This window comes from Terribacillus sp. JSM ZJ617 (genome assembly GCF_044383785.1).
In the GTDB taxonomy this organism is placed as follows: domain Bacteria; phylum Bacillota; class Bacilli; order Bacillales; family Amphibacillaceae; genus Terribacillus.
The window spans coordinates 614,196-635,331 of the sequence record NZ_JBISEQ010000001.1 but is presented as its reverse complement, the minus strand read 5'-3'; the positions used below and the strand labels follow the sequence as shown (position 1 = coordinate 635,331).

Here is a 21,136-nt window from a genome sequence, read left to right as displayed (position 1 = left end):
AGATACGAATGTACATGTATAGCTACTAGGGGGATGACATTGGAAAATAAAATTGAAGCAATCATAACAGCAGTGCCATATATAAAAGCAATCCTTAGAGAAGAAGCAATGATCACCATTTTTGATGCAGAGCAGTATCTGTATTATTCTCCAAGTGCAGATCTAAACTTCCACCATAAAGCTGGAGATCCATTACCTGAAGACTACAAGCAATTCAAGCAAGTCAATCCAGACGGCGTTACTATCGTAAAAGTACCGAAAGAACAATTCGGCGTACCATTTGATAGCATTTCCATCCCGATAAAAGACGATGATGGGAAGATGATTGGCGGTTTGAATTGTGCAGTGACGACAGCCAAACAAGATCTGTTCAAGGACATTATCAGCAGTATGGAAAGCGCAACCGATGCTTTACTAGGAAAGATACAGCATATTGCAGCGCATTCTGAGGAGTTATCTGCAACGACTGAGCAAATCTCCGAGAATACACGCAATACAGTGGCACACTCTGCTAAAATAACTGATATTGCAGGAACGATAAAAGGTATCAGTGAGCAGACGAATCTTCTCGGCCTCAACGCAGCCATTGAAGCAGCACGCGTAGGCAGTGCTGGCGCCGGATTCGGAGTTGTGGCTACAGAAGTCCGCAAGCTCAGTATTGAATCAAAGAATGCAACTGTCAGTATCGAAGAAACACTTCGTGCAATAAAGGATTCTATCAATCGGATGCAAAATGATTTCCAAGAAATTGCAAGCTCTTCCCAGGAGGAAGCCAAGCTTGTTACTGAGTTTATGACTGAAATTGAAACACTGACAAAAACAGCTGCCGACCTGCGGGAATATGCAGAAAAGAATATATTGACATAAAAAAGACGAGCCTAGCATGAAAGCAGGCTCGTCTTACTTATTATTCTTCGAAATTACGGCCATCGTTACGGTACCATGGATAGTCTGTTCCGAATGCCACTGCCATTTCCTTGGATCGCTTTAACCGTTCCTTTCGATAGGCAGCACGCTGCGGCGCACCATCATGCAGCCACTTCTCTTCCGGGCTTTCCGGAAATACTTCTGGTACTACAACCGGCTGTTTGTTGTCATCCAATGCAACCATCGTTAAAAACGCTGTTGCCGATACCTTTCTGTCTCCTGTGCGCAAATCCTCTGTCACTGCTTTGACAAAAACCTCCATGGAGGTATTGTTTGTCCACGTAACAAATGCTTCTACACAGATTGTATCTCCTACTTTCACCGGTGCAAGGAAATCCACACTGTCGGTTGAAGCTGTCACAACAAGCTGCCTAGCATGGCGGTATGCAGCGATTGCTGCTACGTCATCGATATGAGCCATGAGCGTCCCTCCGAACAGCGTACCGTGGTTGTTCGTATCAGGAGGAAGTACATGGGACGTTTTAACTGTCAAAGATGCGATACATGGTTTCGATTTCACTATGGGTTCCTTCTTTCCGCCAGACTTTAGGCTACAAGATCGGGGAGATCAAACGCGAAATGGATTCCTTGAAACGAATCCAGTTTGACCTCTGTTTATATAGTTTATGTGAAAGCTGTGTTGATAATAGGATATCCTCTTCAAATTTTTCTTTCAATACCCCTGCCGTATTTTGATCATATAAAAATGCATTTACTTCGAAATTCAGACGGAAGCTTCGGACATCGATATTAGCTGTTCCGACCGAAGATATCTTATCATCCACCACAATCGTCTTCGCATGCAGGAAGCCATTTTGATAAATATAAACTTGGGCACCGGCCTTGATCAAGTCACCCGCATTCGAGTAAGTTGCCCAATAAACAAATGGATGATCCGGCTTGTTCGGAATCATGATCCGGACGTCTACCCCTGACAGCACAGCAACCTTCAGTGCATCCGCCAGACTCTCATCCGGAATGAAGTATGGCGTCTGGATATATACATACTTCTTGGCAGAGAGAATCATCTTGATATAGCCATGCTTGATCTGCTCCCATTCAGAATCCGGTCCACTTGAAACGATCTGCACCCCGACATTACCGACTGGTTCAGATAAATAATAGCGGTCTTCATATTCGATATCATGCCGGGAAGCTTGGTTCCAATCCAAAATGAAGCGTGTCTGCATTGCTCTTACGGCCTCTCCAGTGATCCGCAGATGCGTATCACGCCAGTACCCGAATTTTTTATCATAACCTAAATACTCATCCCCGATATTGAAGCCGCCAATATAGCCGACCTTCCCATCGATGATAGCCAATTTACGGTGATTTCGGTGATTGAGCTTCAGATTGATTTTCGGAATGAAGGACGGGAAGAAAGCTTCGATTTCAACACCAGCTTTTACGAGTCTGCGAACATAGTTCTTCTTGATACTTCGCGAGCCCATATCATCATATAAAAAGCGCACCTTGACGCCTTCTTGTGCCTTCATAATCAATACATCTGCCAACCGTTCGCCAAGCTTGTCGCTTCGCACAATATAATACAAAAGGTGGATATGGTCCTTTGCCTGCGAAAGATCATGCAGCAGCGCATGAAACTTCTTCTGGCCATCCGTGAACAGCTCCACATCATTCCCCTGCGTCAAAATTGCATCATCATTCCGCAAATGCATGTAGGCCAGGTCTTTGTATTCCTTAACCGCCTCCTGTTTATAGACGAATGTATCTTCCTCGATAGCGCGTAATTGGGCCTGTACTTGCTTCTTCACGCCAAGTCTGGATTTCGTATCCCAGGTGAATATCTTACCCGAGAGCTTGCGGCCGAAAAGCAAATAAATCACGAAGCCCGCTACCGGAATAAAGACGAGTACGAGCAGCCATGCCCATGTGACACTGGCATCGCGCCTTTCCAGGAAAACAATCGCTAATGCCAGGAGAATATTTATGATAGTTAATAATCCTAATAAATACGCAAATATATGCACATGAGCGTCTCCCTTCATATGTAGCATATTTCCAATTACCCATACTAATATATAGTATCACAGCAAGCATTGACAACTTCTTGTAACCCCAAAAGAAACAAAAGTATTGAAAAGCGTCAAACTCAACCTTACACTTGAATCATACAGAGAAAGAAAGAGAGGCCATAATAATATGCAATCGCAATCATCCAAGTCCGGCGTCGTGTATGCAGCAATCGCATACGTGATGTGGGGCGTACTGCCGCTTTTTTGGAACTTATTAGGGGAAATAGACGCAGGTCATCTGCTGGCTCACAGAATCGTCTGGTCCTTTGTGACAATGATCCTTGTAGTTCTTTTGCTAGGGAAAATCCGGCCCTTCCTGAAACAAGTTAAGGATTTAGTTTCAGATAAGCGTGCGTTCTGGGGTCTGTTCGCTGCTTCCTTGACCGTAAGCCTCAATTGGCTCGTATTTATCTGGGCGGTAAATTCCGGACATGTCCTGCAGTCCAGCTTAGGTTATTATATAAATCCACTGATCAGCATTTTGCTCGCGATGATTGTCTTGAAGGAAAAAAGTACTCGCTTGCAAATTGTCAGCTTCATCCTTGCCGCTCTTGGGGTACTCTATCTGACTATCAGTTATGGTGTGTTTCCTTGGGTATCATTCCTGCTCGCAATCAGTTTCGCTGTTTATGGCCTGTTGAAAAAAGTCGTTACCATTCCGCCAATGTTCGGACTGACAATCGAAACAATGTTCGTCACACCTCTGGCCATTTTGTATCTGCTATTTGTACCAGCAGCACATAGCGAACCGATAGCTACAGGTACAGCTATCATCCTATTTTTGTCTGGGGCTGCCACAGCCGCACCGCTTCTGCTGTTTGCCCATGGAGCCCGCAGGCTTACTTTGACACAAATCGGTTTGCTCCAATATATCGGCCCGACACTCATGCTTCTCTTAGGTGTCACTTTATTCGGCGAAGCATTCACACATGCACACCTGATCGCTTTTTCATGTATTTGGGGAGCTCTAGTCCTCTACACCATTTCGGGTATCCGGCTGAAGCGCCTGACGACGAAGCAGCTAAAACAAGCCCAAGCTGCAAAATAAGCCACCTTTATTTACGAAAAGGTGGCAAGAAAAGCAATAACACAAATAATCCACATAAGATAGTAGCAAAGATGTATAATGTCCCTTTGATGATCTCCTCCTGAAACAAGAAGGAGAATACACTGGTAACAAGCAGCAGCAAAGCCGTTACAGCAGCCGGGATGAATAAGACGAACGGGTCCTTCGTGAAATGTCGCAGCACTCCGATACTAAGCAGTGCAATTCCAGAAAAAGCTAACAGCAGCAAGGAAAAATCCATACCTGCACCTCCTGCTGTTCAGCTTATTCAGGAACTGCCCAATCGGTTATAACATATCGGCAATTCCTGCCGGGATTTTTTTAAATCTGCCGTTCCTCCCCAATCTCCTGGTGAGCATCATAGATGACAACTTTGCTAGGCGCATTATCCTTGGCAAGTCCTTCCGCTTCCAGAACAGCATCATCACGCGAACTATGATATTCAGCCGGTGCCACATTTTCTATCTTCACGTACCAGCCAGACACATCCTTATTCGGGACACCACTGTATCCTTTCATACCATGTCCCTCCTTCATAACTTTACAAATTTTGTTCCCAGCTGTTCATCTCGTGAAACATGACATGCCAGCTGTTCCCACTATTCAACTCCCTTTAAATCTAGTAAGATATAATTTTACATTCAATTCACGATTGTATTTTATCGTATACCGCTGTCTAAGGAATTTGCTAGCGGGAATACGTAACTATATTTCTACCAAACGAGGGTGATGATGCTTGCAAAAAAGAAAAATCTACTTGATTATCGCATCATTCCTGCTTGCCATTATCATCGGCACAATGATTGTCCTTGCTGCATCCGAAAAAAAAACAACAGTCACCAATTCCACTGCAGAGGTCGTTCCATCTGAAACTGATTCCTCCGGAAATCCTGATGAAGACGCTGCCGCATCGGAAGAAGAAGCGGATAGTTCTTCTGACATAAAAGATGCTTTCCAGCGATTGCTTAAGGATACACTCGGCCTCTTCATCAAGGAAGATTTGCATATTACGGCTGTTGGTGATAGTTTGACTCAAGGAGTCGGTGATGAGACGGAGAATGGCGGTTATGTCGGTATTCTTCAGCAAACCTTTGAACAGACAGATGATCGTGTGAAGATTGATAACTTCGGTAAACGCGGAAATCGAACAGATCAGCTGCTGAAAAGACTGGATGATCCTATCATTTCAGCTTCCATCAAGAATGCTGATGTTGTCCTGATTACAATCGGTGCCAATGACATTATGAAAGTGACAAAGGAGCACTTCACCGACTTGGATTATGAGGACTATAGTGCTGCCATGCCAGCCTATGAGGAACGAATGAATGATGTTTTCAATAAAATTGATACGTTGAATCCAGATGCCGAGGTATATTTGATCGGCTTTTATAACCCATTCGAGGGGAACTTCCCAGAATTACAAGACCAGCTCGGAACAATCATCAAGGAGTACAATGACATAGGCAAGCAGGTCGCAGAAGAGAACGACCAGCATTATATCGAAACCACTGATTTATTCGAAAATAAAACAGCTGATTTATTATCTGAAGACTACTTCCACCCGAATGAAGTCGGGTATGGTAAAGTTGCAGAAAGGGTATTGGAAAGCATCAAGCCCGTAATACAGGAAGACGATGAATAGGCAGGTGATGTATCGTGGAAAACAGGAAGAACGAATCTCAGCCACCGAAGCAGCGTGACTGGAAAAAATACTTTAAAATATTAGCTATTGCGAATGGTATCGTCCTGCTGCTTCTATTGCTGCTCATTTTCCTTCCGGCATTCAGTCCGGCACCGGAGCCTCCGAAGGAAGCACAATTTGACAGCTCTGACTCCTCGGAGTTCACAATCAGCTCAACGAAAGCAAATGTTAATGAACTGATAAACGCATATATCGATAAAGAGCTTAATGATAATTCCGATAATTATGCTGTCGTTCTAGGTGATGATGCTGTAGAGCTAAGCGGAGGTATTACCGCATTCGGCGTGCGGATTCCGCTGCAGATGACACTCGAGCCGCAGGTACAGGATAACGGAGATCTATTGCTTGTACAGCGTGATATCTCCCTCGGCAGTCTTTCCCTGCCGAATGATAAAGTTCTCAAATATATAGATAGATATTATAAAATGCCAGAGTGGGTAACTATCAATCCGGATGAAGAATCCATTTATGTTGCTGTTACCCAAATGGAATTAGAGAACAATTTCCACGTGGAAGTAGAGCAATTCGATTTACCGAATGATAATCTTAGCTTTAAGCTGTATATCCCGAATGATACATTCGGCTTGTAAAAAAAACAGGGCATTCCCTTATAGGGATGCCCTGTTTTTTTATGGAAGAAGCCCATTCTCATGGACATAAATTGCTGCTTGTGTCCGGTCCTGCACCTCGAGCTTACTTAGAATATTACTGACATGCACTTTGACTGTCTTTAAAGCTATGAACAGTTCAGAGGCAATCTCTTGATTCGATCTGCCCTTCGCTATCAAAAGCAGCACCTCCTGCTCTCTGGCTGTCAATGTATCGTGTAAAATGGGAGCTTGGGGCTTTCGCATGCGTGCCATCACTTTATTCGTCACTTCAGGCTCGAAGACTGACGTGCCATTATATGTAGATCTGATTGCCTTCGCTATTTCAGAAGCTTTGGATGTTTTCAGCAAATAGCTGGCAGCTCCTGCTTCCAGGGCTGGATATACTTTATCATCATCCAGGAAGCTTGTGACGACGATTACTTTGGCTTCTGGCCAAGCAGCTATGATTTGTTTGGTAGCCTCTATTCCATCCATACGGTCCATTACAAGATCCATCAAGATGATATCCGGACGCAAATCAAGTGCAAGCTCCACCGCTTCCTCTCCATTATCTGCTTCACCTATCACCTCGATATCAGCTTGGGTGGATAGATAGGCTGAAACTCCGATTCGGACCATTTCATGATCGTCTACAAAAAGCACCTTGATCATGCTTCTTCTTCCTCTCTGTCAAGCATCGGAACGCGTACCTCCAAGCGTGTGCCTTGCTTCGGCACACTTACCACACGCAGATGAGCGCCGATTTCCGCTGCCCGCTCCTTCATATTTTGTAAACCGTATGCACCTGGCTGTTCGGTACCTATTTCAAAACCGATACCATCATCTGCAACAAGCAGGATAATAAAGCTGTCGCGCTGCAGCAGTTTGATTGACAAGCTTTCAGCTTTCGCATGACGCAGCGTGTTGGATACCGACTCCTGCACGATTCGGAACAGCTGGTCCTCGATCCCTATCTCTACAGGAAATGTGTCCAGCTCCCAGTCGATCGATAGGGGTACCTTTGCCCGCAAATCTTCCAGGAGCAGCTCCATCCCTTCCTGCAGCGTTTTCCCTTTCAGTGCAGCCGGTCTTAGATGCAGCAGCAGTGCACGCATCTCCAGCTGTGATTGCTGTACCATTGCCTCCAGCTGCTTCAGTGCTTTAAACAGAGCTGTCTCTTCTCCCTCGGATTCCGTCAAAGCAGAAATCAGCATAGATGCTGCAAACAGCTCTTGACTGACTGAGTCATGCAATTCCCTTGCCAGGCGATTCCGCTCCTCTGATACAATACGCTGGACCTCTTCCTCACGATCGATCACTCGCTCATTTGTCAGCTTTTGGGCAAGCTTAGCCTGTTCATTCATATAAGTCTGAAGACGTTCGAGTTCAGCCCATGTCTGCTGCAGCTCGGTTAAGCTGAAGCTGCGTTTCTTCAACGGCTGCTGACCTTCCCGGATGCTTTCCATTTCCCTCGCCGCCTGATGCCAGCGCTTGCGCCAATACAGCCCGGAGAACAATCCAAGAATAGCCCCAGAAAAAAGGACAAAGAGCGGGGCTGCAACTAAAAATGGCAGGGTGCTTTCATGCATCGTCCAGATATCTTTCCAATCATCCAAAGGAAAATCGATAATATACAGAATAGTTAATCCGACCAGCAATAGCACACTGTACAGCATACCGAAGCCAACATGGCGTTTCACGATATTACTCATACGCGCACCACCTCCAGCTTACCGGCTACTACACTGGTAACGATTTTGATGCGCTGGGAGGATTGCTGATAGCCTTTCGTACGCAAATGGATCACTTTGCTCCAGCAGTTCTGTTCCCTGTGGTCGAAAATTGTGACTGAGCCATACACAACTGAATGATGGACATCGACTTCTATATCATATGGCACTATGATTCGTACATTTCCGAGCACTTTACGCACCATCAGGACGGCTTCTTCTTTTGGCAGCACAGTATAATTCAAATCAATGATTGTATCGCCTATGAACGATTGGATATTCGTATCCTGCCACTCATAAACGCCACTCCCTGCCGACTGCGCACCAAACCAGCTGTTTTGGAATAGAGATTTCTGTTCGAATACTTGCTCCTCCGACGCAGCCTGGTCAAAGGAAGGCTGATAGGTTTGCGGTTTATTTGCCGCACTGTCATGGATTTTCGAAAAGTAATAGATAATGCCTGCTGTCAGCACAAGATAAAAAGCAAATGATTGCAATAAACTGAAGGCAACAATGACTATCCCTATCCAAAACATGACTGGTCTTTTACCATTGGAAAGCCTCCGTTTTCCAAGATAAATGAAGAATATCCCGATTCCGATCCCTATCAGGACACCTGTGCCTGATATCAATAATTCAGCCACAAAAACGACAGCTGCTGTGATCAGCAGCCAGCGGATCATATCGTTAGGCTTCAATTCCGAGGCACTCCCTTTCATGCGGCAAGTGTAAATAAGGAAGCACACAGCCGCCTGTGTCCTTCCTAGATTACCATGATGTGCCTATTTTAACTAGATTTCTTCTCAAGCTCTGCAAGCTTGGCATCCAATGTCATTTTCCTGTAATCTGCGTCCACTTTCCGTTCCAAACGGTCAATATAGCCTTCCAAATCATTGAATTTGTTTGTAGCAAATTCGAATTCAGGTTTATGTTTCAATATTTCATTCATGCTTCGATGCGCTTTTGCGACATTCTCACGCTCCGCGAACTCCATTTTCTTTACATAAAGGTCTTTTAGTTTATGCTTCATCTGCACGTACTTCTTCTCAAGCTCCTGCAGGTCAGAACTTGCTTTATCCATCATTGCTTTAATCTTGTCTGCGCGTTCCTGATATTGCTCACGTTCGTTTTGCGCTTGTTCAGCAAGTTCTGCTTCCCCTTGCTCGGCAGCAAGCTTCGCCTGTCTCTCCCGTTTATCCGCCATTGCCTGCGCTGCATGATATTCCTTCGTGAAATCATGCTTGAGCTGGTATTGCTTTTCGATCAATTCACGAATCTTTTTCGCTTGCTGCTCGCATTGACGAATATATTGACTGAGTTGAACCGTTGGATTCTTTTCTTCCTTCTTATCCAAGATTTCGTGAAAATCCGCTGCTACCGCCTGTTTAATACGAGTAAAAATGTTTTCCATGTGTACCTCTCCTTTTTTGTTTAAAATATGTCATCAACAAGAGCCAATACTGGGATGAGCAGTGCCAAAATCGGGATAAATGCCCAAATCCACGTATTATCCTGCCTATTCGGCTTTGCCTGCTCCTTCAGCTCTTCCACTTCCAATTCCAGCACACGTATTCGCTGCTCCAAGTAATCGTCCACTATGCTCTTCCTTCCATTTACAGAGTATAATCGAACTTCTCAGCTTCCTTTTCCTTCTTCCAAGCCCGGTACATGTAATACAAAGCTGCAAGAGCAACCAATCCGATCAACGCCGGCAAATTGGAAAGTGAAATACATACACCGATTCCAATCACTACACCCCAGCCAATCTTGGCACCGACACTATCTGTCAGGATGAACCTCCTCAACCCGTAATAGCCAATTGCTACACTGATAGCCAGCACAAGCAGCGAGCCAAGATTAGCCAAGAGCACTGCCGCAGCAATAACCGCACCGATGATCAATAACACCTTCTTCATCAAGCCTCTCTCCTTCCTTTCATACTCCTAGTCTACCGCTATCCCCGCTCCCCCATAACGACCCCCAGCCATAACTTGAATAAGACTTTGGTCTTATGAAAGAAAAGCGGAGGTGACCGTTCAGAAACGGAGCGGTTAGTGAGAAAGCCCGGAGTGGGCGCCCTTACCCACGCAGGGATTTATCGCTTACAGCACAGTTTCTGGTCACCGCAGCTAGACAACATTGAAAAGCGTAAGAAACCGGTTAGAAACGGAGAGGTAAGTAAGGGAGCCCGGAGTGGGGCGCTTTTCCCCAAGTAGGGATTCATTGCTTACAGCGCAGTTTCTGGTTTCTGGAACTAGATCACATACGAAAGGCGGAAAAAGCCGGTTAGGAACGGAGCGGTTAGTGAGAAAGCCCGGAGTGGGCGCCCTTACCCACGCAGGGATTTATCGCTTACAGCACAGTTTCTGGTCACCGCAGCTAGACAACATTGAAAGGCGGAAAAAGCCGGTTAGGAACGGAGAAGGAAGCGAGAAAGCCCGGAGGGTGTCCTTTCATCGCAGTAACTAATCATATTGCTCCAATAAAAACAAACAAAAAAACGCTCGTAAATTATCGAGATAATTCACGAACGTCCTTATTAACTAAACATCTAAATCAAATATGAAACTTCCGCTTCAACTTCTCTACCCACTTTTTAGGCATTCTATATGAAATCAGGAGCAAAATAGAACCTAGTAAAGTAGACGGAAGAAGCTCATCCACAGAATGAAAAACTATGTTTTCTGTATCTGCATACCTGCCTACTATAAACTCAATTCCGATGAGGAGTATAAGAATAGAGAAAATGATATAGCCGCTTTGGCGAAACCAGCTTCTATTCCTTTTAAAAATAGCTATATTTATTACCAGCAGCAACAGAGAAATACCCAGGAGCGGGAATGCCGTTTCGACTGACCATCCTGTATATCCATTGATTACGTCAAAACCTACTAAACCAGCGCATATTGTTATGAGTAAGACGATAATTTTATCTCTAGTTCCTTTCACATAACCAAAGGCAACATATAGAAAACTCCAGCATATAACAATAGATAAGTTGCTGTATAAAGACCATGTCAACTCTTTATTCAATATGACATCTATAAGTGTAGGAATAAGGAATCCCAGGATCATCAGAACACATAGAACACGATACACAACACGTATGAAAAAATTCACCAGGTTTTCATATAAACTATAATATGTTGGAAACCCGTTCGCATCCAGCAATTCTTCATCGCTTACAATTTTCGGTATGTATGTAAAGCATAGCGGACAAGGAATTTGGTCCTTTTCAACACTCACCCCGCATTTAGGACAGTAAGCCATTAATATGCACTCCTGTTGGTTTCGATTTTTATTTGTACGCCTTCTTTAACTAATTTCCTAAAAAACATTCTTTCTACCAGTCGGTCATTCGATAAATTACCAAAAGTAATATACATATCATCCTTGTAGCTTATTACTCCAGCTTTTATCTTGTTGCCGATACTTGGCGGAGGATAAAATTCAAAGCGCTCCACATGTTTTTCTAATTCTGTATCAAGTGATATTACTCCTAGATTGGAGATCGAGCTTGTGTATAAGTTTTCGCCAAACCTGGCGTGCACCATTGGAGAGATCCAATCTTTTACAAACAAAGGCAGCGCCCGCAGCAAAAAATTACGTTCTCCCCTCACTCCGCGCGCAATTAATGTTTTTAACTGTTTATCATTTAGATATCGTTTTAGCTCTATACTAATCGTTTCAATGATATCCTCGAAACTATATGTACCAAGTCGAGGATCTATCGTTACCGGAACACTTACAAAGAAATTTTTCAATGTATTCGTTTTAAAGAAATTACGTAAATTAACGGGAACATTTATTGTAATAGGCCTTCTTGTTTTCGCATTTTCCGCTTGAATCTCAATCAATATTTCAGCATATAATGCCAGCAAATAGGTTGTGATACTTGTTTGGTATTGCTTTGCTATCTTCTTCAATTCTTGAATCCCAAGCTTACCAGTCGTAACGTGATACACGCCTCTTTTGTCCAATCTTAATGGCAGCTTATAGGCTCTATCCAGAGTATCCTGCCAGTTTGGAACCATCTTTTCGTAATGCTGGAAAAAGGCGTTATCAAAATTAAAGCCATTAAGCTTTTCCCGTATACAAGGCAGGTCAACACCTTCTTTTTTCAAATAGTTTCTTACCAACAGCTTTAGAAATTCTATTCCTCCAGTACCGTCGGTCAGCATATGGGAAAGCTCTAAAGAGATTTTTTTATTATAGTAAAGCACTCTGTAAGGAAATGTGTTACGACCTCTGAAAAATAAATTGGAACAAGGATAATAATGCTCTTCAGATACAGTAGGAATAGTGGCTGTCTTTTCGAAGTAGTACCAAAATACACCTCTTTTTACGATAACTTTGAAGGAAGATATCTCTTCCAATGTTTCCTCTAAAGCTTCTTGAAGAAATGCAGCATTGACAGATTTGTACATACTTACAGAAAGACGAAAGACAGTGGATACCCTGGAAGAAACAGTAGAAGCATAAAGCTTACCAGCACTATCTAGTTTGTACCAATCTGTTTCCATACTACTATCTCCTTTTTGTGCTCGGTTTCTTAGTTATAAATAAGATCAACTTAACCATAAAACTGTTATTTAGTTTACTCAGGCTTGAATGCTATTCTTCTCTCCCAGTTAAAACTGGCAGACATTAAAAAACTCGCTAATCATTTTGAATGGTGCTCTTTGTGGAAGAAACGTTTTCCGATAACAAGTAATATATGTATTATACCTAATAGTAAAATACCGGTACCAACAGCAGAAAAGACAACTGCCGAAATGGCAATCTCCGTAACCTGAAGGATATGATACATTGCTATGCCTCCAAACGGAAAAATCAAGATAAGACCTGTGACAATGCCTGGAGCGTATTTCCGCTCTGCAATCATTGCAATAGCATGGGGCACGATTACATTTAGAAGCATAGCGCCAATCAAACCGATCTGAAGGTACTGAAAATATATATTAGATGGCCAGAGCAGATACAATGTACCAATGGAACATGCAAGTAATGTTATGACAGTTACCGCAAAATGGAATACCTTTGGTTCCACTGTCTTTTGATACTTGCTTGTCTTAGACCAAGCAGGCAAAAAGATAGCTTCCTCTATATTATGTAATGTAACTGCGATAAGGAAAAGCAGGACCTCCATATATACCCCCCTCCCCTTCATTATCGCATAATAACCAAATCAGTTGTTTAACTTCCGAATATCAGCTAGTATCATTTGACTCTTCGGCATACTCGGCATGGCAGAATGACTATAGCTATAATCCTGCTTTGGAACATTATATTGCAGGCGGTTTGTAAGAAAGTCAATGCTAACTTCCATCACCTGTATCGTGACCCATTCTCCAGCACAGCGATGTCCCATGTCAAAGTCCCCGCCGCCCTGTGGGATAAAGTCAAATGGGCTTTCCTTCCAATCGAGGAATCGGTCTGGATTGAATAGATCCGGCTGCTCCCATAAATGCGGATCATGATTGTTACCATACAGATCCAGCAAGGTCATGGTACCTTCCTTGAATTGATAGCCTTCCCATTCGAAATCCTTTTTCACTTTTGCCATGGTTGCGGGGAAGAATGGATAGAAGCGGCGGGTTTCTTGTACGAACCTGCGGATACTGCCATCCCCCTTTTTCAGCCGTTCTTTTTCTCCTGGAAACTGATGCAGGGCAAGTGCAGCAAAAGCAATATAAATACTGATGGCGACTATAGGCCGCAGTACGTTCAGCACTTCTACAGCAACTATCTTTTCAGGAAGCAGCTTCCCATCACTATCCCGATGCTCGGAAAAAACGCGGAGTGCGCCTTCCTTAGTCGCATGCAGATTCCCATTCCTTACCTGCTCGACAAGTCCGGCAATCCAGTTCTCCGCATCAGAACGGGATGTTCGTCCTTTCCAGTGGGCGGGTCCTACGGCTGCTGGCGATTCGAATAGGTGTCGCATTTGATCTGTCCTTTTTTCCTCATCATCCAGCGGCACCCCTGCCCAATCACATGCGGCCTTCATCAGGATTTTCTGTGATTCTTTATATAACGTTATCTGATCGTTTGTTTCCCATTGCTCGCTAGCCTTCTCCCATTCCGATTCCAACAATTTATCGAGCTGCTGCAGCTGAGCCTTAGACATGATGGACATGAACATCCCCTTGCGATTACGATGCTGTTCCCCATCCAGCGTCTGAACACCGCCTTCGCCAAATAGTGTTTTAACAAGCCGATTCGGAGCAGCTCCAGCACGAATGAACTTATCTGGGTCATAAAAGAGCGCTGCACCTTCTCTTCCACCAAGACAAATAGCCTTTTTTCCGAGCAATGTAGTCTCAAACACATTTGACTGAAAGCTTTTTCTCCTATGCAGGATGAATTCATAGCCTTCTTTTAAAAAAGCTAGACTATGATCTAATCCTTCTTCCTTCGGCATGGACATATCATGTCACCCTTCCCTGTTTAGTTTGTCTATTTCCCTTGGATTGCAGGATGAAAACGAAAAGTACCTTGCTTATTTTCTCTAAGCAAGGTACTTCCTATGTATTAAAATGCTACATAAAATGGGTGCTGATTCTCATCAAGGCAGCTCTCGATCCGTTCCAGGAAGTTTCCCCAGGTTACCATTTCCTTTACTTCTTCAAGCGGAAAATAGCCAACTTCCAGACTTTCTTCCGAAGGCGTACAAACACCGCCAATCGGTTTGCCTAGGAAAAGGGTATTGCAGATACTTTTTTCTGTATTTTGATAGACTCCGCAAAACCTGTTCACTTCTATATCGATTCCGCTTTCTTCCTTCACTTCCCGAATTGCTGCCTGTTCAAGTGATTCCCCTTCTTCCACTTGCCCTCCCGGCATCTCCCAGCCTCGTTTTGGTCCTTTAATCAGTAAAATATGTCCTTGGTCGTTCCGAACAATTGCTGCGGCGGAAACAATATGTTTTGGTGGCATCTTAAACTCCTCCTTCTTGTTTCTTTCCCTAGCAGGGACGACGGTTCCTGCTGCTATAAAGATTTTTTATGAGCATTTCTCCCATCTTCCGTTAATGGTAGAATCTAAAAAAAGGAGGCCATTCAATTGCCTGAGATCATTCTTCTTGGATTCGCTTTAGCTGCTACGCCAGGCCCTGATTTTTTGCTTATGACACGAAACACCTTGTCGCATGGCAAAGGATTCGGGTTCATCACATTGCTCGGCAACCGCTGCAGCCTGCTCATTCATATCGGTTTTGCCTTATTCGGACTATCGATGATTCTGCAGGAATCTGTAATCCTGTTCACTAGCATCCGGCTGCTTGGGGCATGTTATTTGATTTATCTTGGCATCCAGAAAATCATTCGTCTTTTACGCAGCAAAAAAAGCACGCATGATAGCGCAGCATTTACCATCACAAAAGTGCAGGCTTTCCGGATGGGGTTCCTAAGCAACTTCCTGAATCCAAAAGTCAGCTTGTTCTTCCTGAGTATCTTCCCCCAATTCGCTAGTACCGACCAGCTGCAAAATCCATTTCTGCTTATCATCTGCTTCCTGCTTGGCAACAGTGCGTGGTACGTTGGGACATTGCTGCTTGTCGGCATGAAACAAATCCGTAAGATTGTCGTTAAATTTCAATCATACTTGGATGTAGTGTTTGGCTTTGTCTTCCTCATCTATGGCGGAAAAATCGTCTGGGATGATGTGCTGCGCAAAATCACCTTTTCTCCCCGCCTGTATTAAAAGAAGCCCTGCCAAATGGCAGGGCTTCTTCGTTTATTGTTTCTTAAATTTAGCAAGTGCATCAGCCAATGCAGTATTTGTGAAGCTATCATCTTGCTGATTCTTCTTCAGATACTTCTGTACATCACGCTTACTCGCTTTATTGGTTTTCTCTTTCTTGCGGCGTTCGTTGAACGTACTCAGCTTTTCACGATGTCCGCATTTGCAGAAGAAAATCTGACCTTCCCCTTCACCGCGCAATTCCAAACGCTTATGACAGTTCGGGCAGCGGGCATTCGTCGTTTTGGCGATATTTTTCTTATGTCCGCATTCCCGGTCCTGACAAACGAGCATACGACCACGTTTGCCATTGACTTCAAGCATCAGTTTGCCGCAATCCGGACACTGTGTACCCGTCATATTATCATGCTTATACTTATGCTCGCTGTTCTTGATTTCGGTAACGACTTCTTTCGCATACTCTTTCATTTCAGAAATGTATTGCTGCTGGTTCAGCTTGCCTTCCGCGATGGCACTTAGCTTCATTTCCCATTCTGCAGTCAATGCTGGTGATTTCAAGTCTTCCGGTACAAGCTCAAGCAGCTGTCGGCCTTTGGAAGTCATCTTCAGATACTTGCCTTGTTTCTCGATATAGAATGTATTGAACAGTTTATCAATGATATCGGCGCGTGTCGCAACTGTGCCAAGTCCGCCAGTCTGGCCGATCGTTTTGATAAGATCCTTGTTCTCACCAGCCATGAAACGGACCGGATTTTCCATCGCATGAAGCAAGGTGCCTTCTGTGAATCGTTCCGGCGGTTTCGTCTCGCCCGTCGTCATCCGATACGCAAGCGACCACTCCTCGCCTTTTTCGACGTTCGGCAACGTTTGATCGTCATCGGCTTCCTCGTCATCAAAGCTGTTCGCATAGACTTCCTTCCAGCCTTGCTTTTGTACGATTTTACCTTTGGCAGTGAAGGTTTCTCCAGCTGCCTCAACAGTCAATGTTGTCTGTTCATATTCAAACGGCGGGAACAGGACAGCGAAGAAACGCTTGATGACCAAATCATAGATTTTCCGTTCCTTATCGGAAAGGTCAGCACCATACGCATTCTGATCGGTTGGAATGATTGCGTGGTGATCAGATACCTTCTTGTCGTCAACAAATGCTTTTGTCGCTTTAATTGGTGCGTTCGTAATTTTCGTTGCCAGACGGCCGTAGCTTCCTACACCTGCAGCTTTAACCCGATCCTTCAGCGTAGGAACGATATCAGAAGAAAGATAACGTGAGTCCGTACGCGGATATGTGAGAAGCTTATGACGCTCATACAGCTGCTGCATGATATTGAGTGTTTCTTTACCGCCAAACCCAAACAGACGGTTCGCATCGCGCTGAAGTTCAGTCAGATCATACAACTGTGGAGCATAGCTCTTCTTCAGCTTCTTCTCCACTTCCTTCACTGTAGCCTTGACCTGATTCAGCTTCTGAAGCACCTGCTCTACCTTATCTTTAGAGAACGTCCGTGTACTGTTATGCTTCTGATCCTTCCAGACGAGGCGCAAGCCTTTCTGAGTCTTTGCTTCGATGCCATAGAATGTCTCTGGCTTGAAGTTCTTTATCTCTTCTTCCCGGTGATGGATCATCGCCAAAGTCGGCGTCTGCACGCGTCCACTGGACAGCTGTGCGTTGAATTTCGTCGTCAATGCACGTGTTGCATTCAGACCGACATACCAATCAGCCTCAGAGCGGGCTACCGCTGCTTTATAGAGGTTCTCGAACTGCTTGCCGCTTTTCAGGTTTTTAAAGCCGTCCTTGATCGCTTTATCCGTAACCGAGGATATCCACAACCGTTTCACAGGCTTGTTCACACGAGCTTTCTCTAGGATCCAGCGTGCAACAAGCTCCCCTTCACGCCCGGCATCAGTGGCAATGACAATATCACTGACGTCGCTTCTGTTCAATTGCGTTTTTACTGTGCTGAACTGCCTGCCAGTCTGCTTGATCACAACAAGCTTCAGCTTATCCGGCAGCATCGGCAAGTCCTCTATTTTCCAAGTTTTATATTTATCGTCATATGTCTCCGGGTCTGCCAATGTCACTAAATGACCAAGCGCCCACGTTACAATATAGTCTTTTCCTTCCATATAGCTGTTCGTCTTCTTCGTACAGCCAAGAACACGCGCTATATCGCGGCCGACAGATGGCTTCTCTGCCAGTACAACCGTTTTACCCATGAAAACATCCTTTCTCGAATCACTTCCTATAGTTTAGCACATGGCGGCTTTTTTCGGGAGCAAGCGGCATGGGCAGCAGTTTCTAAAGGAGTCACTTCTCTGCTTTCATTCTAACCTTACCTATATCTTTTACAAATTTTTGAACATTGACTTACACTCTTATTTCCCGTAAGCTTAAGGCATGCGTGACATTTTTGATCATGGAGGAAAAGGTATACATGATAACGGTAAATAATGTAGGTCTACAATATGGCGACAAAAAGCTATTTGAAGAAGTTAATATAAAGTTCACCCCTGGAAACTGCTATGGGGTTATAGGTGCAAACGGTGCTGGAAAATCCACTTTCTTGAAAGTACTTTCTGGTGATGTTGAGCCGCAGGTAGGTAACGTAGCGATTGGTGATGGAGAGCGTCTAGCCTTCCTGAAACAGAACCACTTCGGTTATGAAGAGCATGAAGTTCTGCAAACGGTCATGATGGGTCATGAGCGTCTATTCAAAATCATCGAAGAAAAAGATGCGCTTTATGCAAAAGCCGACTTCTCTGAAGCAGACGGCATGCGTGCCGCTGAACTTGAAGGTGAATTCGCAGAGCTTAACGGTTGGGAAGCAGAATCTGATGCCGCTGTTCTATTAAAAGGCTTAGGTATTTCTGAAAACTTGCATGATAAAAAAATGGCTGAATTGACTGGTTCCGAGAAAGTGAAAGTGCTCCTTGCACAAGCCTTGTTCGGCAACCCGGATGTTTTGCTTCTGGATGAGCCTACCAACGGACTTGATTTGCAGGCGATCCAGTGGCTGGAAGAATTCTTGATCAATTTCGATAACACAGTTATCGTCGTATCCCACGACCGTCACTTCTTAAACAAGATTTGTACACATATCGCGGATGTTGATTTTGGTAAAATTCAGCTTTATGTCGGTAACTATGACTTCTGGTATGAATCCAGCCAGTTAGCTACACAAATGGCACAGGATGAGAACAAGAAAAAAGAAGAGAAAATCAAGGAATTACAAGCGTTCGTCGCGCGATTCAGTGCGAATGCTTCGAAATCCAAGCAAGCGACTTCCCGTAAGAAGATGCTTGATAACATCACATTGGAAGACATCAAGCCTTCTTCCCGCCGCTATCCGTATGTAGGATTCCAGCAAGAGCGCGAAATCGGTAATGATGTACTTACTGTCAAAGGCATTTCGAAGACAATCGACGGTGTCAAAGTACTCGATAACGTCAGCTTCACAATCGGCCGCGAAGACAAACTTGCCCTTGTCGGCCGCGATGAGATCGCGAAAACAACACTATTGAAAATCATCATGGGTGAAATGGAGCCTGACGCTGGTGAGTACAAATGGGGTATCACTACTTCCCAATCGTACTTCCCGAAAGACAACTCCAAATACTTTGATGGTGTGAATTTGACTTTAGTAGAATGGCTTCGTCAGTACTCTCCTGAGGACCAGACAGAGACGTTCCTTCGCGGATTCCTTGGACGTATGCTATTCAGTGGTGAAGATGCACTGAAAGAAGCGAACGTGCTTTCCGGAGGAGAAAAAGTACGCTGTATGCTATCGAAGATGATGCTCAGCAAATCGAATGTATTGGTAATGGATGAACCGACGAACCACTTGGATCTTGAATCCATCCAGTCCTTGAACGAAGGATTGATCAAATTCAAAGGTGTTCTTCTCTTCACTTCCCATGACCAACAGTTTGTGAACAGTATAGCGAACCGTCTGATCGAGATCACTCCAGCTGGTATCGTAGATAAAGAAATGACGTATGATGAATATGTTTCTGACAAAAAGCTGCAGAAAGAAATTGCAGCAATGTACAGCTAATCTATCAAGCTCCAAGGCTTTCCGCTTTGGAGCTTATTTCTTAGGAGGCAATCATGTCTTATACAAGTAATATCGAGACGCCTTTAGGTAATGTACAGATTACAGCAACAGATCAACTCATAACAAGCATCCTATTCGGTGAACAGCTGCCTGCTAACGAAAACATGCTGACAAAACTAGCTCAAACTCAGCTGCAGGCTTATTTTAACGGTGAACTTACCAATTTCCAGCTGCCACTGGCGATGAACGGAACTTCGTTTCAGCAGCGTGTGTGGGAACAGGTCAATCAAATACCATATGGCAGTTCCGCTTTTTATAGCACAATTGCCGAAGATGCAGGTAATGGACGAGCCGTTCGGGCAGCAGCCAGTGCGGTCGGGCGAAACACATTCGCGATCGTCATCCCCTGCCATCGGGTTGTCGGCAGGAACAGGATTGTAACAGGTTACCGCTGGGAGCCGTGGCGTAAGAACTGGCTGTTGGAATTCGAACAACAAAGGAGCAGATGAAAGATGAAAGTACTTGTGACAGGAGCTGCCGGTCATATTGGCAAGAATTTAGTCAAAGCTATCCACGATCAATATGATCTAGTGATGACCGATATTAAACAAGACGAAGACTTAAATCAATTCGGTACATTCAAACAAGCTGATCTTGCTGTAGCAGAAGAAGTCGAACAGCTGGCAGAAGGTGTGGATGCAATCGTCCATTTGGGAGGGATTGCAACAGAAAGCACATACGAGAAGATTAACCGAAACAACTTCAATGGAACCTATCATGTATACGAAGCAGCCCGGAAGCACGGTATCAAACGCATCGTCTTCGCCAGCAGCAACCACGCTGTCGGCTTCCACCCGATCAATCAATCGATCGGACCAGATGCCCCTCACCTGCCAGATACATACTACGGTTCCAGCAAAGCATTCGGCGAGAACCTGGCGAATATGTATCACAAAAAGCATGGCATTGAAACGGCCAGCCTACGCATCGGCAGCTATTTGGAGAAACCCGCGGAGCATCGCAACCTGAATACATGGATCAGTGTCCGGGATATGAATCAGCTGATTGTCTGTTGTCTGGAGGCGGACCAAATCGGCACGAGTGTCTTTTATGGCGTGTCTTCCTTGCATAATGACTACTTTGATAATCGAGATGCAGCCAAAATCGGCTATGATCCCGAAGACAATCCTGAGGATTACCGGGAAGAAATAGAAAATGTGAAGATGGAAAATGTGACTGACTTTGTTGGAGGTATATTTACCAACTTCGGAAGATGATTCGAACTATCCTATCCGTCCAGTCTGGATGGATAGGATAGTTCTTTTTTAC

Annotated in this window: 24 protein-coding genes; 8 read left to right on the top strand and 16 right to left on the bottom strand. The window is 44.4% G+C overall.

Annotation, left to right across the window (positions count from 1 at the left end; all coding sequences use genetic code 11):
- Positions 1–39: 39 nt before the first annotated feature.
- Positions 40–867: a methyl-accepting chemotaxis protein gene (locus ACH6C1_RS03120; protein ID WP_374074538.1), complete on the top strand. Its 828-nt coding sequence runs from the start codon at positions 40–42 to the stop codon at positions 865–867.
- Positions 868–907: 40 nt separating this feature from the next.
- Here ACH6C1_RS03120 and ACH6C1_RS03115 read toward each other — a convergent pair whose 3' ends face one another.
- Together ACH6C1_RS03115 and cls are read right to left on the bottom strand one after the other, a co-directional pair.
- Complete coding sequence (locus ACH6C1_RS03115; RefSeq protein ID WP_366247846.1) at positions 908–1,447, bottom strand: acyl-CoA thioesterase; 540 nt, start codon at positions 1,445–1,447, stop codon at positions 908–910.
- Between the two features lie 31 nt (positions 1,448–1,478).
- Entirely contained in the window at positions 1,479–2,918 is a 1,440-nt protein-coding gene (gene cls, locus ACH6C1_RS03110) for a cardiolipin synthase (protein ID WP_374074536.1), read from the bottom strand.
- Positions 2,919–3,090: 172 nt separating this feature from the next.
- On the opposite strand from cls, the gene rarD reads away from it, so the two are divergent.
- Complete coding sequence (gene rarD, locus ACH6C1_RS03105) at positions 3,091–4,011, top strand: EamA family transporter RarD (protein ID WP_374074534.1); 921 nt, start codon at positions 3,091–3,093, stop codon at positions 4,009–4,011.
- A gap of 7 nt (positions 4,012–4,018) precedes the next feature.
- Here rarD and ACH6C1_RS03100 read toward each other — a convergent pair whose 3' ends face one another.
- Entirely contained in the window at positions 4,019–4,270 is a 252-nt protein-coding gene (locus ACH6C1_RS03100) for a hypothetical protein (protein ID WP_374074532.1), read from the bottom strand.
- A gap of 80 nt (positions 4,271–4,350) precedes the next feature.
- Positions 4,351–4,548, bottom strand: a complete 198-nt coding sequence (locus tag ACH6C1_RS03095) for a DUF2188 domain-containing protein (protein WP_374074530.1) — start codon at positions 4,546–4,548, stop codon at positions 4,351–4,353.
- Positions 4,549–4,765: 217 nt separating this feature from the next.
- Here ACH6C1_RS03095 and ACH6C1_RS03090 point away from each other — a divergent pair, with 217 nt between their 5' ends.
- Both ACH6C1_RS03090 and ACH6C1_RS03085 read left to right on the top strand, forming a co-directional pair.
- Positions 4,766–5,671: a GDSL-type esterase/lipase family protein gene (locus ACH6C1_RS03090; RefSeq protein ID WP_374074528.1), complete on the top strand. Its 906-nt coding sequence runs from the start codon at positions 4,766–4,768 to the stop codon at positions 5,669–5,671.
- A 14-nt stretch (positions 5,672–5,685) separates the two neighbouring features.
- Positions 5,686–6,321, top strand: a complete 636-nt coding sequence (locus ACH6C1_RS03085) for a YpmS family protein (protein WP_176465614.1) — start codon at positions 5,686–5,688, stop codon at positions 6,319–6,321.
- A 39-nt stretch (positions 6,322–6,360) separates the two neighbouring features.
- On the opposite strand, the gene ACH6C1_RS03080 is transcribed toward ACH6C1_RS03085, so the two are convergent.
- The 11 genes from ACH6C1_RS03080 to ACH6C1_RS03030 form a co-directional block, all read right to left on the bottom strand.
- On the bottom strand, positions 6,361–6,993 hold the full coding sequence (locus ACH6C1_RS03080) for a response regulator (RefSeq protein ID WP_374074525.1): 633 nt from the start codon (positions 6,991–6,993) through the stop codon (positions 6,361–6,363).
- Positions 6,990–8,033 (bottom strand): sensor histidine kinase, encoded by a 1,044-nt coding sequence (locus ACH6C1_RS03075; protein WP_374074523.1) that lies wholly within the window; start codon positions 8,031–8,033, stop codon positions 6,990–6,992. The genes ACH6C1_RS03080 and ACH6C1_RS03075 overlap by 4 nt, the downstream gene beginning before the upstream one ends.
- Positions 8,030–8,749 (bottom strand): cell wall-active antibiotics response protein LiaF, encoded by a 720-nt coding sequence (gene liaF / locus ACH6C1_RS03070; protein WP_366247851.1) that lies wholly within the window; start codon positions 8,747–8,749, stop codon positions 8,030–8,032. Before liaF ends, ACH6C1_RS03075 begins: the two co-directional genes overlap by 4 nt.
- 89 nt (positions 8,750–8,838) lie before the next feature.
- Positions 8,839–9,462: a PspA/IM30 family protein gene (locus tag ACH6C1_RS03065; RefSeq protein ID WP_095221057.1), complete on the bottom strand. Its 624-nt coding sequence runs from the start codon at positions 9,460–9,462 to the stop codon at positions 8,839–8,841.
- Between the two features lie 20 nt (positions 9,463–9,482).
- Entirely contained in the window at positions 9,483–9,647 is a 165-nt protein-coding gene (locus ACH6C1_RS03060) for a hypothetical protein (RefSeq protein WP_176465616.1), read from the bottom strand.
- A gap of 17 nt (positions 9,648–9,664) precedes the next feature.
- Positions 9,665–9,967, bottom strand: a complete 303-nt coding sequence (locus tag ACH6C1_RS03055) for a lmo0954 family membrane protein (protein WP_095221058.1) — start codon at positions 9,965–9,967, stop codon at positions 9,665–9,667.
- A 640-nt stretch (positions 9,968–10,607) separates the two neighbouring features.
- On the bottom strand, positions 10,608–11,321 hold the full coding sequence (locus ACH6C1_RS03050; RefSeq protein ID WP_095221059.1) for a DUF6320 domain-containing protein: 714 nt from the start codon (positions 11,319–11,321) through the stop codon (positions 10,608–10,610).
- Positions 11,321–12,574 (bottom strand): alcohol acetyltransferase, encoded by a 1,254-nt coding sequence (locus tag ACH6C1_RS03045; RefSeq protein ID WP_374074519.1) that lies wholly within the window; start codon positions 12,572–12,574, stop codon positions 11,321–11,323. The genes ACH6C1_RS03050 and ACH6C1_RS03045 overlap by 1 nt, the downstream gene beginning before the upstream one ends.
- A 140-nt stretch (positions 12,575–12,714) precedes the next feature.
- Positions 12,715–13,200, bottom strand: coding sequence for an HXXEE domain-containing protein (locus tag ACH6C1_RS03040; protein WP_374074517.1), 486 nt, complete (start codon positions 13,198–13,200; stop codon positions 12,715–12,717).
- A gap of 39 nt (positions 13,201–13,239) precedes the next feature.
- A complete protein-coding gene (cypC, locus tag ACH6C1_RS03035) occupies positions 13,240–14,481 on the bottom strand; it encodes a CYP152 family fatty-acid peroxygenase CypC (RefSeq protein WP_374074514.1) in 1,242 nt (413 codons plus the stop codon).
- 104 nt (positions 14,482–14,585) lie between these two features.
- Positions 14,586–14,990, bottom strand: coding sequence for an NUDIX hydrolase (locus ACH6C1_RS03030; protein WP_374074512.1), 405 nt, complete (start codon positions 14,988–14,990; stop codon positions 14,586–14,588).
- A gap of 126 nt (positions 14,991–15,116) precedes the next feature.
- Here ACH6C1_RS03030 and ACH6C1_RS03025 point away from each other — a divergent pair, with 126 nt between their 5' ends.
- Positions 15,117–15,755 carry a LysE family translocator gene (locus ACH6C1_RS03025; protein ID WP_374074510.1) on the top strand — a complete coding sequence of 213 codons (639 nt, stop codon included), beginning with the start codon at positions 15,117–15,119 and terminating at the stop codon, positions 15,753–15,755.
- 33 nt (positions 15,756–15,788) lie between these two features.
- Here ACH6C1_RS03025 and ACH6C1_RS03020 read toward each other — a convergent pair whose 3' ends face one another.
- Complete coding sequence (locus ACH6C1_RS03020; RefSeq protein WP_374074508.1) at positions 15,789–17,969, bottom strand: DNA topoisomerase III; 2,181 nt, start codon at positions 17,967–17,969, stop codon at positions 15,789–15,791.
- Between the two features lie 218 nt (positions 17,970–18,187).
- Here ACH6C1_RS03020 and ACH6C1_RS03015 point away from each other — a divergent pair, with 218 nt between their 5' ends.
- Genes ACH6C1_RS03015 through ACH6C1_RS03005 form a run of 3 tightly spaced genes read left to right on the top strand, consistent with a single transcriptional unit; the run spans position 18,188 to position 21,084 of the window.
- Positions 18,188–19,807, top strand: a complete 1,620-nt coding sequence (locus tag ACH6C1_RS03015; RefSeq protein WP_366247862.1) for an ABC-F family ATP-binding cassette domain-containing protein — start codon at positions 18,188–18,190, stop codon at positions 19,805–19,807.
- Between the two features lie 53 nt (positions 19,808–19,860).
- Positions 19,861–20,316 (top strand): methylated-DNA--[protein]-cysteine S-methyltransferase, encoded by a 456-nt coding sequence (locus ACH6C1_RS03010; protein WP_374074505.1) that lies wholly within the window; start codon positions 19,861–19,863, stop codon positions 20,314–20,316.
- A 3-nt stretch (positions 20,317–20,319) separates the two neighbouring features.
- Entirely contained in the window at positions 20,320–21,084 is a 765-nt protein-coding gene (locus ACH6C1_RS03005) for an NAD-dependent epimerase/dehydratase family protein (protein ID WP_374074503.1), read from the top strand.
- Positions 21,085–21,136: the final 52 nt, after the last annotated feature.

Coding starts and splice junctions, on each gene's coding strand:
- cypC (WP_374074514.1), bottom strand. CDS start 14,481: ATGTCCATGCCGAAGGAAGAAGGATTAGATCATAGTCTAGCTTTTTTA.
- ACH6C1_RS03005 (WP_374074503.1), top strand. CDS start 20,320: ATGAAAGTACTTGTGACAGGAGCTGCCGGTCATATTGGCAAGAATTTA.
- ACH6C1_RS03020 (WP_374074508.1), bottom strand. CDS start 17,969: ATGGGTAAAACGGTTGTACTGGCAGAGAAGCCATCTGTCGGCCGCGAT.
- ACH6C1_RS03065 (WP_095221057.1), bottom strand. CDS start 9,462: ATGGAAAACATTTTTACTCGTATTAAACAGGCGGTAGCAGCGGATTTT.
- ACH6C1_RS03040 (WP_374074517.1), bottom strand. CDS start 13,200: ATGGAGGTCCTGCTTTTCCTTATCGCAGTTACATTACATAATATAGAG.
- ACH6C1_RS03095 (WP_374074530.1), bottom strand. CDS start 4,548: ATGAAAGGATACAGTGGTGTCCCGAATAAGGATGTGTCTGGCTGGTAC.
- ACH6C1_RS03010 (WP_374074505.1), top strand. CDS start 19,861: ATGTCTTATACAAGTAATATCGAGACGCCTTTAGGTAATGTACAGATT.
- ACH6C1_RS03080 (WP_374074525.1), bottom strand. CDS start 6,993: ATGATCAAGGTGCTTTTTGTAGACGATCATGAAATGGTCCGAATCGGA.
- ACH6C1_RS03055 (WP_095221058.1), bottom strand. CDS start 9,967: ATGAAGAAGGTGTTATTGATCATCGGTGCGGTTATTGCTGCGGCAGTG.
- ACH6C1_RS03045 (WP_374074519.1), bottom strand. CDS start 12,574: ATGGAAACAGATTGGTACAAACTAGATAGTGCTGGTAAGCTTTATGCT.
- ACH6C1_RS03030 (WP_374074512.1), bottom strand. CDS start 14,990: ATGCCACCAAAACATATTGTTTCCGCCGCAGCAATTGTTCGGAACGAC.
- ACH6C1_RS03050 (WP_095221059.1), bottom strand. CDS start 11,321: ATGGCTTACTGTCCTAAATGCGGGGTGAGTGTTGAAAAGGACCAAATT.
- ACH6C1_RS03015 (WP_366247862.1), top strand. CDS start 18,188: ATGATAACGGTAAATAATGTAGGTCTACAATATGGCGACAAAAAGCTA.
- ACH6C1_RS03100 (WP_374074532.1), bottom strand. CDS start 4,270: ATGGATTTTTCCTTGCTGCTGTTAGCTTTTTCTGGAATTGCACTGCTT.
- ACH6C1_RS03075 (WP_374074523.1), bottom strand. CDS start 8,033: ATGAGTAATATCGTGAAACGCCATGTTGGCTTCGGTATGCTGTACAGT.
- rarD (WP_374074534.1), top strand. CDS start 3,091: ATGCAATCGCAATCATCCAAGTCCGGCGTCGTGTATGCAGCAATCGCA.